The organism is Tessaracoccus luoxuelianae (genome assembly GCF_055326245.1).
Window position 1 is genome coordinate 485,360 of the sequence record NZ_JBUZNO010000001.1, and the last position, 14,765, is coordinate 500,124.

A 14,765-nucleotide genomic window follows, 5' to 3' on the forward strand; every position below is an offset into this window, starting at 1 on the left:
CAGTAGGGTGATGGCCATGCGTGGAATCGTGGTGCGGGACGACGGCGTGGCTCTGGAAGAGGGCATCGAGGAGCTGCTGGGCGACGAGGGGGTCCTCGTCGAGGTGGTGTATTCGGACCTCAACTACAAGGACGCCCTGGCCGTCACCGGGCGGCCTGGCGTGGTGCGCCAGCGGCCGCTGATCGCCGGTGTGGACATGGTGGGCCGCGTCGTCGAATCGCCCGACGACCGCTGGGCCCCGGGAGAGTGGCTGATCCTCAACGGCGCGGGCCTGTCCGAGACCAGGCACGGAGGGTACGCCACCTTGGCCAGGGCGGACGCCGAGCTCGCGGTCCGCGTGCCGGACGGCCTCACCCCGGAGCGCGCCGCGGCCCTCGGCACCGCCGGCTACACGGCGGCGCTGGCGGTGCTGCGGCTGGTGATGGAGGGTGCCTCACCCTCCGACGGGCCGGTGCTCGTGACGGGCGCGACGGGGGGCGTGGGGTCGATCGCGACGATGCTGCTGGCGTCGGCCGGCTTCGATGTCGCGGCGTCGACGGGGCGCCCCGACGAGTTCGGCGGCTACCTCCGGGAGCTGGGCGCGGACACGATCGTGGCCAGGGACGAGCTCGCCACGCCGGGGCGGCCGCTCCAGAAGGCCACCTACGTGGGCGTGATCGACTCGGTGGGTGGCCAGATCCTGGCCAATGCCATCGCGCAGACTCAGCCTCACGGCGTGGTCGCGGCCTGCGGGTTGGCGGGCTCCTCCGAGCTGCCGGCCACCGTGCTGCCGTTCATCCTCCGCGGAGTGACGTTGGCGGGGATCGACTCTGTGTGGGCGGACGTGGAGGACCGCGCCGACGCCTGGCGTGTGCTGTCGCGGGGGGTCGACACGGACCTGCTGGACGCCATGACCACCCGGATCGGGCTCGACGGTGTGATCGCGGCCGGCGAGGACCTTCTCGCCGGGCGGCGCCACGGCCGCACCCTCGTCGAGCTCTGACCATCGTTCCCTGAGGAGTCGACCCGCCGAAGGCGCGTGGGCGTCTCGAAGGGTCGAATCGCAACCTGACAACCCAGTCTCGCTCAAAGGTCACCACACAACCCTTCGAGACGGCCGACGGTCGCTCCGCGACGCCGACCTCCTCAGGGACCGATTGCGACGGCCGACGGTCGCTCCGCGACGCCGACCTCCTCAGGGATCGATTGAGACACGGCCGATGCGTCCCCACAAGGGAGGGTGACGGCAGGGCGGCACGGCGCAGTGATGCCCAACCCGACCATCGCCGAACTGGCGTCCCGCCCAGGCAGACCCGCACCGGGGCCGCCCTGCCGGCACACGCCCGAAGGTGACAACGCCACATCGCGACCGGCGCGGAGCCGGGAGACGCTGCCCGGGCAGCCCTCAACACCCAGCCCCAGCGCGACAGGCCCCAGCGCGACAGGCAGGTGCCGATGCGGGCCAACCACCAGGGGCTGCCCGGGCAGCGGCTCACGTCTCCGCGCACCGTAGGCAGGTGGAAAGAGAACAATCAGGCGAGGTCGATGTAAGGGTTCGCCGGGGCCTGCTCGATCACGCCCACCTCGACGAGGAACTCCGCCATCCGGCCGAACGCCGCGACATCCAGCGACACGTCCACCTCCCCGTCCCTGGTCCACAGCCCCGTCGTGGCCTCCAGCACCCGGGCCGCCGACTCCCTCTGGGCGGGGTCCGCCAGGGCAGGCACCTGCTCGGCGGTGGCATCCAGCGCCGCCTCCGGGTCCGCGATGACCGCCTCCTGCGCCTCGCGCATCCCCGCCGCGACCGCCGCGAGCACGTCGTCGGGCACCTCGGTGCCGACGGTGACCAGGCTCGGCCCCACCAGCCGCGGCGACGCCGGGTCCGAGATCGGGATCGAGATGACGGGCTCGCCCTGGGCCTGCAGCTGCACCAGTTCGTTGTTGCGGAATCCCATGATGAAGTCCACCTGGCGGGCGGCCAACGCGCTGAGCTGCGTGTAGCCGATGTCCATCAGCTTGACGTCGGCCTCGGTGAGGCCGGCTTCGTGCATGGCGGCCAGAGCAGCGTAGTAGCTGGAGCCGAAGTGGCCGGGGATGCCGAGGCTGCGGCCGGCGAGCACGGTCAGCCCGTCGTCGGCCGACAGCCCCAGCCCGGCGCCTCCCATCACCTCAAGCGGGTAGGTCTGGTAGCTGGTGGCGAACGTGCGCAGGTCCTGCCCGTTCGCGGCCGCCACCATCGCCTCGTCGGCGGAGGCGAACACGACGTGCTCCTCGCGGGCCAGGACGGCGCCGAACACGTCCTCCTGCTGCCCGTGGTGACGCAGCGTCACGTCCAACCCGTGCTTGGCGAAGATGCCCTGCGCCACACCCAGGTAGAAGGCGCTGAACTGCACGTTGGGAATGTAGGTGAGGCCCACGGTGAGCGTGCCGTTGGCGAGTATGCTGCCGCTTGCGGTAGGTGTGGGGGTGGCTTCGGGCTGGGAGGAGCAGGCGGCGAAGCCGGCTGCGCCGGCCACGGCGAAGCCGCCGAGGACGAGGGATCGTCGGGTGATCATGTGGTTTCTCCTTGGAGTCTGGCGACCGCGGCGCGTTCAGCGACGAGGACGAGGCCGTGCAGGGTCAGTGAGGTGAGGCTGATCCAGGCGACGACGGCGAACAGGCCCGCTGTGTCCGCCGCCTCCCTGGTGAGGGTGAGGAGCGTGCCCAGTCCGGCGCCGCCCATGACGAGTTCCCCGACGACGGCGCCGGTCATGGTGAGGACCACACCGCCGCGGACGCCGGCGAGGATGGCGGGGGCCGCCATCGGTCCCTCGACGTGGATCAGCCGCTGCCAGGCGCTGGCGCCGTCGAGCAGCGCGTTCTCGACCACCCGCATGTCGAGGGATCGGAGTCCCACCACCGTGGTGGTGATCATCGGGAAGAACGCGATGATGGCGCACAGCACCGCGATGGGCACGGTGCCGTAGCCGATCCACAGCACCAGCAGCGGCGCGATGGCCACGAGCGGAATGGTCTGTGAGATGGCGACGAACGGCTCGACGACGGCGGCCAGGAGCCGCGAGTGGGTGATCACCACGCCGAGCGGGATCGCCACGGCGATGGCCATGAACGCGCCGAGCAGGGCGGCTCCCAGGGTGGGGGCGAGGTAGCGCCAGGCCACGCCGGTGGTGGCCTGGGTCACCATCCGCGCCACCACGTCGACGGGGTTGGGCAGGTAGACGGGGGCGACGAGACCCGTGGCGGTGACAGCCCACCACAGCAGGCCCACCAGCGCGAAGGAGGCGAGCGTCGTCCGCCGCCGCCCCGCCGCGGGCCGAGTGCGGGCAGGGTAGGCGGACCACACGCCGAGATGCGCGAGGGTGCGCGCCCGTCGCCGCTCCTGGATGGTCATCGTCCCGGTCCTTCGTCTCAGGTCCCGGGGTACGCGCAGGCACGACGGCTGAATGCGCGCACGAAAGTGCGCACGCCGTCGCGCACGCGTGTTCCTCCCATCCAGACTTTGACTGTCGGTCTCGGAATTTCACCGAGTCAACCCTTCGGCCCTGATGGGCCTCGGGGGTCGCGGACTATCACCGCCGGTTCGGACTTACACCGACCCCGGAACACGTTTGCACAGATGGTAGCACCGGAGAACCGGCACACCGCCGCCGGTCTCGGGCTCAGCTCTCCCAGAAGACCGCGTCCACCACGTCCGAGGCGCGGCGCAGCAGCCGGCGGGTGTCGTCGACCAGCTGAGAGGCCGCCCTGGGGCCGTAGCCCAGGAGGACCGAGACTGCGGCCAGCTCGCGCACGTCCGCGGGCAGTGCGTCGCTGGCGCGGCCGCGCACCAGCATCACCGCGTCCCGCAGCCGGCTCGCCCTCACCCACGCCTGCTCAAGGCGCTCGGCCTGAGGCTGCTCCAGCAGCTCCAACCGGGCCAGGAGACGCAGCGCGCCGAGGGTGGAGGTGGTGCGGAGCCCCGGGTGGGCGTACGCGTGCTGTAGCTGGAGCAGCTGAATGGTCCACTCCACGTCCGAGAGGCCACCGGGGCCGAGCTTGAGGTGCCGCTCCCGCGGCACACCCTTGGGGATGCGTTCGGTCTCCATCCGGGACTTCAGCTTGCGGATGTCGGTGACCTGCTCGGGTCGGAGCCCACCGACGGGATACCGGAAGCCGTCCAGCGCGGACAGCACCTGCTCGGCGAGGGCGCGGTCTCCGGCACCTGGCCGGGCGCGCAGCAGCATCTGCGCCTCCCAGGTCGAGGCCCATTTGGCGTAGTAGGCGGCATACGACGACACGGTTCTCACCTGCGGTCCGCCCTTGCCCTCGGGTCTGAGGTCCGTGTCGACGACGAGCCCCGGGTCCGGCCCAGGCTTCCCGATGATGTCGGAGGCCAGGCGGACCAGCTCGGTGGCGCGGGTGAGGTTCTCCCCCTCGACGCCGTCGGGAACCACGAAGATGCAGTCAGCGTCCGAGGAGTAGGACATCTCGCTTCCGCCCCACCGGCCCACCGCGATGACTCCCACCTGCGGGGCTTCGATGCGACGTCGGGCCAGCGCGAGCCCCGCGTCGATGGTGGCCGACGCCAGGTCGCTCAGCGCCACCCCCACCGTCGCCAGGTCGGCGTCGCCCAACACATCACTGAGGGCGATCCGGCACAGCTCCGCGCGGCGCAGCGCCCGAACTGAGGCGATGGCCTTGTCGAGGTCCTCCTGCCGGCTGGCGGCCCGCGTCATGGCCTCGGTCAGTTCCTCGATGGCGCGCGGGCGCAGCTCGTCGTTGCCGGCCAGCATGTGGATGTGGTGGGGGGCGCGCTTGAGCAGGTTGACCACGTACCGGCTCGAGGACGCGATGCGCGCCAGCCGGTGCGCCATGAAACCCTCGTCGCGCAGCGTCCGCAGGTACCAGGACGTGGTGCCCAGCGCCTCCGACAGCTGCCTGAACGACAGCAGCCCGAAGTCCGGGTTGGGGCCCTCGGCGAACCACTCAAGCATCGCGGGCATCAGCTGCCGCTGGATCTCGGCGCCGCGGTCGGTGCCCCGGGTGAGCGCCTGGATGTGGCCGAGCGCGGCCCGCGGGTCGGCGAATCCCAGCGCCCGCATTCGCGTCATGGCCGCGTCGGGGGTCAGCTTGAGGCCGTCGGTGGGGAGGTGGCTGACGGCATCGAGCAGCGGGGAGAAGAAGATCCGCTGCTGGAGGCGCCGGACGCGGCGCGTGGACTCGCGCCACTGCCTGGTCAGCTCGTCTGCGGTGAGTCCCAGGGAGCGGGCGACGTGCCGCAGCGCCAGCTCCTCGTCGGGCACCAGGTGCGTGCGCCTGAGCCGCCTCAGCTGGACGCGGTGCTCGAGCACGCGTTGGAAGCGGTAGGCGTCTGCCATCTCCGCGCCGTCGGTGCGGCCGATGTAGCCGCTGCCCACCAGCGCCTTGAGCCCGGTGAAGGTGCCGCGGACGCGGAGCCGCTCGTCGGCCCGGCCGTGGACCAGTTGGAGCAGCTGCACGGAGAACTCGGTGTCGCGGAGGCCGCCGGAGCCCAGCTTGATCTCCTTGTCGGCCTGCTTGGCGGGGATCAGGGAGATCACCCGCTCGCGCATGCTGCGCACCTCGGCGAGGAACTCCGGCCGCTCCCCTGCCTGCCACACCATGGGCCACACCATGTCCACGAAGCCCTGGCCGAGCTCGAGGTCCCCGGCCGCGGGGCGCGCCTTGAGCATGGCCTGGAACTCCCAGTTCTTGGCCCACTTCTCGTAGTAGGTCCGGCAGCTGGCCAAGGTGCGCACCAGCGGACCGGCCTTCCCCTCGGGCCGGAGCGCGGCGTCGACCTGCCAGATGGTGCCCTCGGCGGTGTGCGCCGAGCAGAGCCGCGCCTGCGCGGCCGCCAGCTTGGTGGCCGCGGCCATCGCCTCCTCGACGGTGGCCCCCTCCGCGGGCTCGGCCACATAGAGCACGTCGACGTCGGAGATGTAGTTGAGCTCCTGCGCGCCGGTCTTGCCGAGCGCGATGACCGCCAGGCGCGCGGAGCGCCAGCCGGGGACCTCGGCCCGGGCGTGCGCCAGCGACATCTCCAGCACGGCGTCGGCCACATGGGCGAGTTCGCGGGCCACGTCGTCGGCGACGGCGATCGGGTCCGGGGCGGTGAGGTCGCGGGCCGCGATCTCGATCAGCGCCACCCGGTCCGCGAGGCGCAGGGAGTCCGGGTTGCCCTGGGCGACGCCGTCGACCAGTCCGACGCGTCCGGCGAAGAAGGCCTGCCACCCCTCGCGTCCGCGTGCGCGGGGCTCCTCCCGGAGCGCCTCCGCCTCCTCCGGGTGACGCACCAGGGTCTGGGCCAGCACGGAGGATCCGCCGAGCACGGCCACGATCCGCCGGAGCCAGCCGTCGTCAGCGACCATCCGGGCGAAGAGCTCCGGGGCGGATTCTGAGATGCGCTCCAGGGCGTCGAGGGCGAGGTCGCGGTCCGCCACCGGCTCGAAGACGGCGAGGTCGACGGGCGGGTCGCCTTGCACCCGCTCCCGCCAGCGGTCCCAGACGCGGGCGCTCGCCGTGGCGGAGTCGAACCCGCGTCGGGCGAACTCGCCGATCTGCGACTGGTACCTGGTCACCGGCTCAGACTATCGACGCCGGCCCGGCCCCGCGGGTCCCACGGCGCGCCGCCACTATCCTGGGCCGATCATGTTCAAGCCCACCCCGAAGGTCGTCGCCGCGTTGCGGGCCCACCTGAGCGACGACGCCGCGATCGACGCAGAGCTTGCCCGCCGTCGCCCGGACCTCACCGGGCTCCTCCTGCGCGCCGCGAAGCTCCCGGGGCTCCTGGACCGGGAGCTCACCGCCGCGGTGTGCCGGGCCGGGTGCGCCCTCCTCGGTGAGCGGCATCCGGGGGCGTCCATCGAGGTGCGGGTGCCGCCGTTCGCGGCGGTTCAGATCGGGTTCGACGCCGGGCCGAGGCACACGCGCGGCACCCCGCCCAACGTCGTGGAGATGACGCCGGAGACCTTCGTGGGCCTCGCCGTCGGGCGCCTCGACTGGTCCGGGGCGACGCTCAGCGCCTCCGGCGTGCACGCCGGCGAGGCTGCCCGTGCCTTCCCGCTGGTGCGGTGAAGGCCCTCACATGACGCGGATGTGGCGCTCCAGCTCCCAGGGGGTGACCTGCTTGCGGTAGGCCGAGAACTCCTCGTGCTTGTTGCGCAGGAAGTACTCGAAGACGTGCTCGCCGAGGGTCTCGGCCACCAGCTCGCTCTCCTCCATCAGCCGGAGTGCCTCGTCGAGGTTGTGCGGGAGCTCACGGATGCCGATGGCCTGACGCTCACGGTCCGTGAGGCGCCACACCTCGTCCTCGGTCTCCTCGGGGAGCTCGTACTCCTCCTCGATGCCCTTGAGGCCGGCGTTGAGCAGCACTGCGTAGGCGAGATACGGGTTGACCGCCGCGTCGACGGCGCGGTACTCGATGCGCGCCGACGAGGTCTTGCCGGGGGTGAACTGCGGGATCCGGATGAGGGCCGAGCGGTTGGCCCGCCCCCAGCAGGCGTACGAGGGGGCCTCGCCGCCGCCGACGAGGCGCTTGTAGGAGTTGACCCACTGGTTGGTCACCGCCGTGATCTCCGGGGCGTGCCGCATGAGGCCGGCGATGAACTGCTTGGCGGTCTTGGACAGGTTGTACTCGTCCGAGGCGTCGTAGAAGGCGTTGGTGTCGCCCTCGAACAGCGACATGTGGGTGTGCATGCCCGAGCCGGGGTGTTCGGAGAACGGCTTCGGCATGAACGAGGCGTGGATCCCCTGGCTGACGGCCACCTCGCGGATCACCACGCGGAAGGTCATCACGTTGTCCGCCATGGTGAGCGCGTCGGCGTAGCGCAGGTCGATCTCATGCTGCCCGGGGGCGGCCTCGTGGTGGCTGAACTCCACCGAGATGCCCATCTGCTCCAGCATCGTGATGGCGTCGCGGCGGAAATCCGTGCCGTCGCCGAGCGTGGTGTGATCGAAGTAGCCGCCGTCGTCCAGCGGCACCGGCGGCGTCAGCGACCGGAGGAGGAAGAACTCGATCTCGGGATGGATGTAGAACGTGAAGCCCATCTGCCCGGCCTTCTGCAGGGCGCGCTTGAGCACGTAGCGGGGGTCCGCGAAGCTCGGGGAGCCGTCGGGCAGCTTGATGTCGCACAGCATCCGCGCCGTGGAACGGCCGGCCTGGCGCCAGGGCAGCACCTGATATGTCGACGGGTCCGGGTGCGCCACCATGTCGGACTCGAAGACGCGCGCGAAGCCCTCGATGGCCGATCCGTCGAACCCGACACCTTCGGAGATGGCGCCCTCCACCTCGGCGGGCGCGATGGCGACGGACTTGAGGGAGCCCAACACGTCGGTGAACCAGAGTCTGACGAACCGGATCCCCCGCTCTTCCATAGAGCGCAGGACGAATTCAGTCTGCCTATCCATGGCCCCAGTCTGCCCGCACTTTGTTTCAAGCGCATGACGAACCGCGTCAGAGGTCGTGATTCCGAGCGTGGGTCCCGGCGCTTGCCAGCGCCCTTGGCGCCACTGGGCCCGTCCGGGGCCACCATCTACTATTGGCCCTATGGCAGAGCCCGGCTGGTACGCGGACCCGACGGCGCCCCACGGACGGCGCTACTGGGACGGTCAGCGCTGGATGCAGGCCGGGCCCGTGCGCCAGGGGCCTGGCACGGGTCTGTGGGTGGTGATCGCGCTGCTGGTGGTCGCCGCCGTGATCGCGGCCATCATCCTCGTGCCCCGAGGCGCGAATCCGTTCGCGGCCACGCCCGAGGACAACAGGTCCGCCCGCCCCTCAGGCACCCAGTGGAACGAGCTCGTCCCCACGGAGACGCCCAGCCCCACCCCCGTCGAGACGGGATTCGGGCAGCCGATCGACTGCCCCATCACCGGCGAATCCCCCCGCAGCGACCTCCGCGACGGCCGCCTCCACGGTGGCGGGCTCTCCATCGAGCCGCCGTCGGGCTCTGACTGGTACCAGTCCGGGGCCTGGATCGAGTGGCTGTACGAGTCCAACGGGATGATCCGCGACATCGCCACCGGCTGGATCAGCAACGTCAACGTCGGCTACATCCGCGTATCGGACGGCTTCTCGCCGGTGATGAGCACGGCCGCGGAGCAGTTCGTCACGTGCATGGCCTCCTCGGGCATGTTCTTCGGCTTCGAGCGCCGCGAGATCCTCATCAACGAGGACTACGTCGTCTCGGACCGGATCGGCTGGCGGCTCACCTCCAACATCTTCGTCGGCAACCAGCGCCATCAGGGCATCGAGGGCGACGTGGTCGACGTCATCCTGGTGCCCACCGGCGACAAGGACCGGTTCGCGGTGTACGTCTCGTGCGCCACCATCGACCATGAGGAGAACCAGCGGGAGGTCGAGCACGCGCTGGCCTCCCTGCGCTTCGACGGCTGATTCACCCGCACGTAGACTGGCGCACTGTGAACCCAGTGACACCCCACACCATCACCCCCTTGCGCGACGTCCCCCGCTCCATCCCGCGCCCCGAGTACGTCGGCAGGCCCGCACCCAAGCGCTATACCGGCTCGGACGTGCAGACCCCTGATGTGATCGAGCGGATGCGGGTGGCCGGCCGGATCGCGTCGGAGGCGATGCACGAGGCGGCCAAGGCCATCGCGCCGGGCGTCACCACGGATCAGCTGGACGCCGTCGCGCACGAGTACATGCTGGATCACGGGGCCTACCCGTCGGCGCTGGGCTACCGCGGCTTCCCCAAGTCCATCTGCACCTCGGTCAACGAGGTGGTCTGCCACGGCATCCCGGACCTGCGCCCGCTGGAGGACGGCGATCTGGTCAAGATCGACGTCACCGCGTTCAAGGACGGCGTCCACGGGGACAACTGCGGCACCTTCTACTGCGGCGACGTCGACGAGGAGTCGCGGCTCCTCTCCGAGCGCACCCTGGAGGCGCTGAACCGCGCCATCAAGGCCGTCAAGCCGGGCCGTCCCCTCTCAGTGATCGGCCGCGTCATCGAGTCCTACGCCAAGCGCTTCGGCTACGGGGTGGTGCGCGACTACACCGGCCACGGCGTCCACACCGCGTTCCACTCCGGGCTGGTGGTGTTCCACTACGACGAGCCCCGGGTCACCACCATCATGCAGCCCGGCATGACCTTCACCATCGAGCCCATGCTCACCCTCGGCACCCACGAGACCGACCAGTGGGACGACGACTGGACCGTCGTCACCACGGACCGGTCGCGGGTGGCTCAGTGGGAGCACAGCCTGGTGGTCACCGCCGACGGCGCCGAGATCCTCACCCTCCCTGGCAACGCGGCGTGAGTATCAGGCGGGTCTCCAGCCACCTGGAGGTGGGGGTCGGCGCCACCGCGGACATGGTTTTCTCGGTCGCGGTGAGCACGCACTACCCGGAGGTCGACGAGACGCTGACCTTCAAGGTCGGCGACGACGAGCTCGAGGTCGAGGAACTGATCGCACCATCGGGCAGCCGCCTGCACCGGCTCCGCGACGCCCCCGTCGGCACCCTCCACGTGGACTACAACGCGGCCGTGCTGGCCCCCGCCCCCGAGTACCCCCTCCAAGGCATCGACGAGATCCTCTACACCCGGCCCTCGCGCTACTGCGACTCGGACCGGCTGGCCAACCTCAGCCACACCCACTTCGCCGGCCTCACCGGATTCGAGCTGATGAGCGCCGTCACGCAGTGGGTCCGCACCAAGGTGATCTACCGCCCCGGATCCAGCCGGGTCGTCGACGGCGCGCTGGAGACCTACCTCAGCCGGGCCGGGGTGTGCCGGGACTCGGCGCACCTCGTGGTCGCCTTCCTGCGCGGGGTCAACATGCCGGCGCGTCTGGTGTCGGTGTATGCCCCGGGCCTGACACCGATGGACTTCCACGCCGTCGTCGAGGCCTACTGGGAAGGGTCCTGGTACCTGCTCGACGCCACCGGGCTGGCGCCGCGCACCCCCATGGTGCGGATCTGCACCGGGCGCGACGCCGCCGACACCGCCTTCATGACCACGCTCGGCGGGCGCACCACCCTCAACCGGTTGTCGGTCACCGCGACCGTCGACGGCGAGCTGCCCTACGACGACAACTTCAGCTTCAGGACGCTCACCTGAGGCGCCTCGTCGCCCTCCATCGGGAGGACGTCGACACCGACGCTGAGCCGTGAGGTCGCGGCCTCGGTGACGATGACCCCCCGCAGCGGGCTCACGTCCGCGAAGTCGCGGCCCCAGGCCGTCACGATGTAGCGCGAGTCCGCGAACTGCCCGTTGGTGGGGTCGATGTCGATCCACGTCCCGGTGGGCGCCAGCACCGAGATCCAGGCGTGCGACGCGTCGGCGCCCTCCAACTTGGTCTGCCCGGGCCCCGCGACCGTCTCGATGTATCCGGAGACGTAGCGGGCCGGCACGCCGAGTGAGCGCAGGATCGCGATGCCGAGGTGGGCGAAGTCCTGGCAGACGCCGGCGCGCAGCTCGAGGAGCTCGTCGACGGTGGTGCGCACGGACGTGACGCCCGGCCGGTACGCGAAGTCCCGACGGATGCCCCTGGTGAGCTCCACCAGCGCCTCACCGAAGCCCAGCCCGGGCGCCAGGATGGTCTCGGCGTAGTCGGCGAGGTCCTCCCCGGAGGCCACCGTCACGTGCCGGGACGGCAGCGAGAACATGGCGCGGTCCAGCCGGAACGCGGCGTTGCCGGCGGTGGCGCGCCGGGCCGACGCCAGCGTCCACTGGTTGAGGGAGTCCAGGTCCACCTCGGGCCAGGCCACGTCGACGATGGCCTCCTTGATCACCACGAGGTGGGTGTGAGGGTAGTGGATCTCCAGGTAGTGGCTGGTGTTGCCGAAACGGTCCAGATGCTCGGTGTGCAGCAGGGGACGCGGCAGCACCTGGGTGCCGTGGGCGCGGAGCCGCTGGGTGGCGGTGTCGCGGGGGGTGAGGAATCCCCGCTCGTAGCACAGCGTCACGGGCTCCGGATACTCGTAGCTGGTGCGATGCTTGACGAAGTAGCGGCGGGGCGTCAGGTTTTCGGGAAGCTGCCTCACGCGTCCTCCCCCAGGAGCGCCCCGGCGCTCCACTCGCTGAGCGTGGCCCGGCGCGGCGCGGACCGGGTCAGGTGCCTGCGGCTGAGCTCATCGGAGATCGCGCGAAGCTCGGACAGCTCGGCGGCCGCGAACCCGGTCACCAGCGCCCTCGGGCCGGTGAAGAGTCGCACCAGGTCCGCGTTGGCGAACGCCGCCACCAGCTCCGAGGCCCGCGCCGCCACCTCGTCGTCGCCGATGAGCTTGAGGTCCTCGACGAGCCGGTCCAGCTGGTAGGCCACGGATCGGGGGTTGGATCTGTCGCACAGCAGCAGCTGGGTGGCCGCCAGGGTCGGGCGACGGGGCCCCTCACCGGAGGCGGAGCGGCGGCGCTGCGTGATGAGCGACTCCCCCATCTCGAGGATCGCGTCTGCGAGCTGGTTCTCCACCACGGCCGCACGGTCGTCTCCAAGGGTGTGCAGCACCACAGCGAGCGTGCGCTGCGAGCGCTCGATCCGCACCCCGGCGTCGATGAACGCCCACGTCACGTCACGGGTCAGGCTCTCATTGTTGAGGCCCGCCACGGCCAGGGTGCCCGCGACGAGGTCGTCCAGGATGCCCGCCAGGTCGCGGCGCCTGCCCGCGTCGACGAGCAGCCGGTTGAGCTGGCTGAGAATGTGCCAGAGGTCGCTGGACATGATGTCGGGCACCTGGTTGGCGGCCTCCGTGAGGCGCCTGATCGCGTGCGCCACGGAGCCGGTGGAACTCCCGTCGACGACGGCGGGGCGCAGCCGCTTCAGAGCGGCGCCGACGTCGCCCGCGGACAGGTCCAGGCCGGTGATCCGCTCCCCGGCGACGAGGACGGCGCCGAGCACCTGGCCGCCGCGTGAGACCGGGCTCCGGCCATGGTCGTGGGCGAGGTCCACGGCCAGACGCAGCAGCCGCACCGTGCCGTCGGCGCGCTCCGCGTAGCGACCGAACCAGAACAGGTTGTCCGCGATGCGGGGCGCGAGCGTCGCCACCCGCTGGATGGCGATCGGTCCCCCCTCGAAGGTGGGGGTCCACGTCTCCTGGACATCGTCCGGGTCCAGCACCCAGACGTCCTTGGTCAGGGCACCGTTCATGGTGGTGATCCGGAACCGCTCGTCCGGCGCCACCCGCGCCAGGCCACCAGCCAGGATCTCGTGCGAGTGGTCCACCTGGGCGGCGAAGCAACGCAGCACCACGCGGCGCGGCTCCACGCCGTCGGCGGTGACCACCGGGGTGGTGGAGAGTTCGACGTTGTCCTGCCCGCACCACGCCCACGGCTCCGCCTCGATACGGGCCACCAGCTCCGCCTTGTCGGCAGCGGTGAGCTCCCACCCGGCCAGCGTCGAGCCTCCGAAACCTCGGTTGATGGGCTTGAGGAGCAGGCTGTCCAGGTGCGTCAGGACGTGGCTGCGTTGCGCGTCGTCGCCGCACCACCACGTCTGGGCCGACGGCAGGAGGAGCTCCTCCCCGAGGAGCTGGACGGCCAACCCCGGGAGCAGGCCGAGCAGGGCCGGGTTCTCCAACACCCCGCTGCCCAGTGGGTTGAGGGAGGCGACGTTGCCGAGGCGCGCGGATTCGACGAGGCCGGCCACGCCGAGCTGGGAGTCGCTGCGGAACTCGAGCGGGTCACACAGATCCGAGTCCACGCGGCGGAGGATGACGTCGACCAGGGCCCGACCCTCAGGGGAGTTGACCCACACCTGCCCGTCGCGGAGCACCAGGTCCTCGGCCTCCACGAGCGCATAGCCCAGCAGCGTGGCGAGGAAGCCCTGCTCGTAGGCGGTCTCCGCACCGGCCCCGGACCAGAGGAGGACCCCCTTGGGGGTGTGTCCGGTGCGGGGGGCGAGCTGCTGCAGCCCGGCCCGCATCGCCGAGAAGTAGCTGCGCAGCCGCGCCGGGCGGGCGTCGTGGTGCAGGTCAGCCATCACGCGGGAGATGAGCCTACGGTTCGCCATCGCGTAGCCCATGCCCGACGGGGCATCGGTGCGGTCGGCCAGCACCGTCCACGCTCCCCCGGCGTCGCGGCCCAGGTCCGCGGCGGCCAGCGGCAGCCAGGCATGGCTCGGCGCCTCGATGCCGCTCGCGCGGTGCAGGAACCCGTGGTGGCCCCACACGATCTCCGCGGGCAGCGCGCCCGAGGAAAGGAGCCGCTGCTCGCCGTACAGGTCCCGCAACACCAGGCCGAGCAGGCGGGCCCGCTGCTTGAGGCCGGCCTCCAGCGCGTCCCATTCGTCGGCCCCGATGACGAGGGGAAGCGGGTCGATCATCCAGGCGAGGCGCAGTTCGCCGCCGTAGTGGATCCCCTCGTCCTGGACCAGGCGGTCCAACTCCTCACGGGCCGACTGCAGCCCCCGCAGGCCGAGCGTTCCGATGGCGCCCTCGAGGAACGACTTCCCGGGCGTGGCTTCAGCCCCGGAGGTGAGCTCGTCCCAGCCCGTGCCCAGCCGCCCACGGTAGGCCGCCAGATGGCTGGTCGGGGCTGCCTGGGCTGTCACATTCGCCACCTTAGTGGTGCTCCCGGCGGGGGGCGCTGCCGTCGGCGGCGGTGGACGACGAGCGTCGCCCTCCCTGACGGCGGCCCCAGCCCTCTCTTCCCCGCTCCCTGAGGAGGGCCGCCCGCGGAGCGGCGTGGCCCGTCTCGAAGGGTCGTGACTACCACCTTCACGCAGTTCTGGTGGTCGGGTGTGGGAAGCCGTGAGTCGATGCCCGGGCGGCCGTTGTCCAGGGTCTGGTTTCTGGCTGCCGGTCAGTGTGTGGTCGGGTGGTGAGGCCGCCC

The 14,765-nt window shown here is 71.2% G+C and carries 11 protein-coding genes and 1 riboswitch; of the genes, 5 read left to right on the forward strand and 6 right to left on the reverse strand.

Going from position 1 to position 14,765, the window contains the following annotated elements; translation table 11 throughout:
• Nucleotides 1-16 precede the first annotated feature (16 nt).
• A complete protein-coding gene (locus tag ACZK39_RS02175; RefSeq protein ID WP_463612391.1) occupies nucleotides 17-982 on the forward strand; it encodes an MDR family oxidoreductase in 966 nt (321 codons plus the stop codon).
• Between the two features lie 529 nt (nucleotides 983-1,511).
• Here the strand turns inward: ACZK39_RS02175 and ACZK39_RS02180 are convergent.
• The 3 genes from ACZK39_RS02180 to ACZK39_RS02190 all read right to left on the reverse strand — a co-directional run bounded on the left by ACZK39_RS02180 (nucleotide 1,512) and on the right by ACZK39_RS02190 (nucleotide 6,557).
• Nucleotides 1,512-2,534, reverse strand: a complete 1,023-nt coding sequence (locus ACZK39_RS02180) for an ABC transporter substrate-binding protein (RefSeq protein WP_463612392.1) — start codon at nucleotides 2,532-2,534, stop codon at nucleotides 1,512-1,514.
• Nucleotides 2,531-3,370 carry an ABC transporter permease gene (locus ACZK39_RS02185; protein WP_463612393.1) on the reverse strand — a complete coding sequence of 280 codons (840 nt, stop codon included), beginning with the start codon at nucleotides 3,368-3,370 and terminating at the stop codon, nucleotides 2,531-2,533. The genes ACZK39_RS02180 and ACZK39_RS02185 overlap by 4 nt, the downstream gene beginning before the upstream one ends.
• Before the next feature lie 85 nt (nucleotides 3,371-3,455).
• Nucleotides 3,456-3,588, reverse strand: a riboswitch (FMN riboswitch).
• Nucleotides 3,589-3,638: 50 nt separating this feature from the next.
• Entirely contained in the window at nucleotides 3,639-6,557 is a 2,919-nt protein-coding gene (locus ACZK39_RS02190; RefSeq protein WP_463612394.1) for a bifunctional [glutamine synthetase] adenylyltransferase/[glutamine synthetase]-adenylyl-L-tyrosine phosphorylase, read from the reverse strand.
• Between the two features lie 70 nt (nucleotides 6,558-6,627).
• Between ACZK39_RS02190 and ACZK39_RS02195 the strand changes: the two genes are divergently transcribed.
• Nucleotides 6,628-7,053 (forward strand): sterol carrier family protein, encoded by a 426-nt coding sequence (locus ACZK39_RS02195; protein ID WP_182800110.1) that lies wholly within the window; start codon nucleotides 6,628-6,630, stop codon nucleotides 7,051-7,053.
• Nucleotides 7,054-7,059: 6 nt separating this feature from the next.
• Here ACZK39_RS02195 and ACZK39_RS02200 read toward each other — a convergent pair whose 3' ends face one another.
• Entirely contained in the window at nucleotides 7,060-8,352 is a 1,293-nt protein-coding gene (locus ACZK39_RS02200) for a glutamine synthetase family protein (protein WP_182782515.1), read from the reverse strand.
• A 172-nt stretch (nucleotides 8,353-8,524) separates the two neighbouring features.
• Here ACZK39_RS02200 and ACZK39_RS02205 point away from each other — a divergent pair, with 172 nt between their 5' ends.
• Genes ACZK39_RS02205 through ACZK39_RS02215 form a run of 3 tightly spaced genes read left to right on the forward strand, consistent with a single transcriptional unit; the run spans nucleotide 8,525 to nucleotide 11,057 of the window.
• The gene (locus tag ACZK39_RS02205; RefSeq protein WP_463612395.1) at nucleotides 8,525-9,370 is read left to right on the forward strand and encodes a DUF2510 domain-containing protein; all 846 of its coding nucleotides are present in this window, start codon (nucleotides 8,525-8,527) and stop codon (nucleotides 9,368-9,370) included.
• 26 nt (nucleotides 9,371-9,396) lie between these two features.
• A complete protein-coding gene (gene map / locus ACZK39_RS02210; protein ID WP_182800111.1) occupies nucleotides 9,397-10,257 on the forward strand; it encodes a type I methionyl aminopeptidase in 861 nt (286 codons plus the stop codon).
• On the forward strand, nucleotides 10,254-11,057 hold the full coding sequence (locus tag ACZK39_RS02215; RefSeq protein WP_220489360.1) for a transglutaminase-like domain-containing protein: 804 nt from the start codon (nucleotides 10,254-10,256) through the stop codon (nucleotides 11,055-11,057). The genes map and ACZK39_RS02215 overlap by 4 nt, the downstream gene beginning before the upstream one ends.
• Here the strand turns inward: ACZK39_RS02215 and ACZK39_RS02220 are convergent.
• The gene (locus ACZK39_RS02220) at nucleotides 11,021-11,983 is read right to left on the reverse strand and encodes a transglutaminase family protein (protein WP_459056411.1); all 963 of its coding nucleotides are present in this window, start codon (nucleotides 11,981-11,983) and stop codon (nucleotides 11,021-11,023) included. The genes ACZK39_RS02215 and ACZK39_RS02220 overlap by 37 nt on opposite strands.
• Nucleotides 11,980-14,484, reverse strand: coding sequence for a circularly permuted type 2 ATP-grasp protein (locus ACZK39_RS02225; protein ID WP_463612396.1), 2,505 nt, complete (start codon nucleotides 14,482-14,484; stop codon nucleotides 11,980-11,982). The genes ACZK39_RS02220 and ACZK39_RS02225 overlap by 4 nt, the downstream gene beginning before the upstream one ends.
• Nucleotides 14,485-14,765 lie beyond the last annotated feature (281 nt).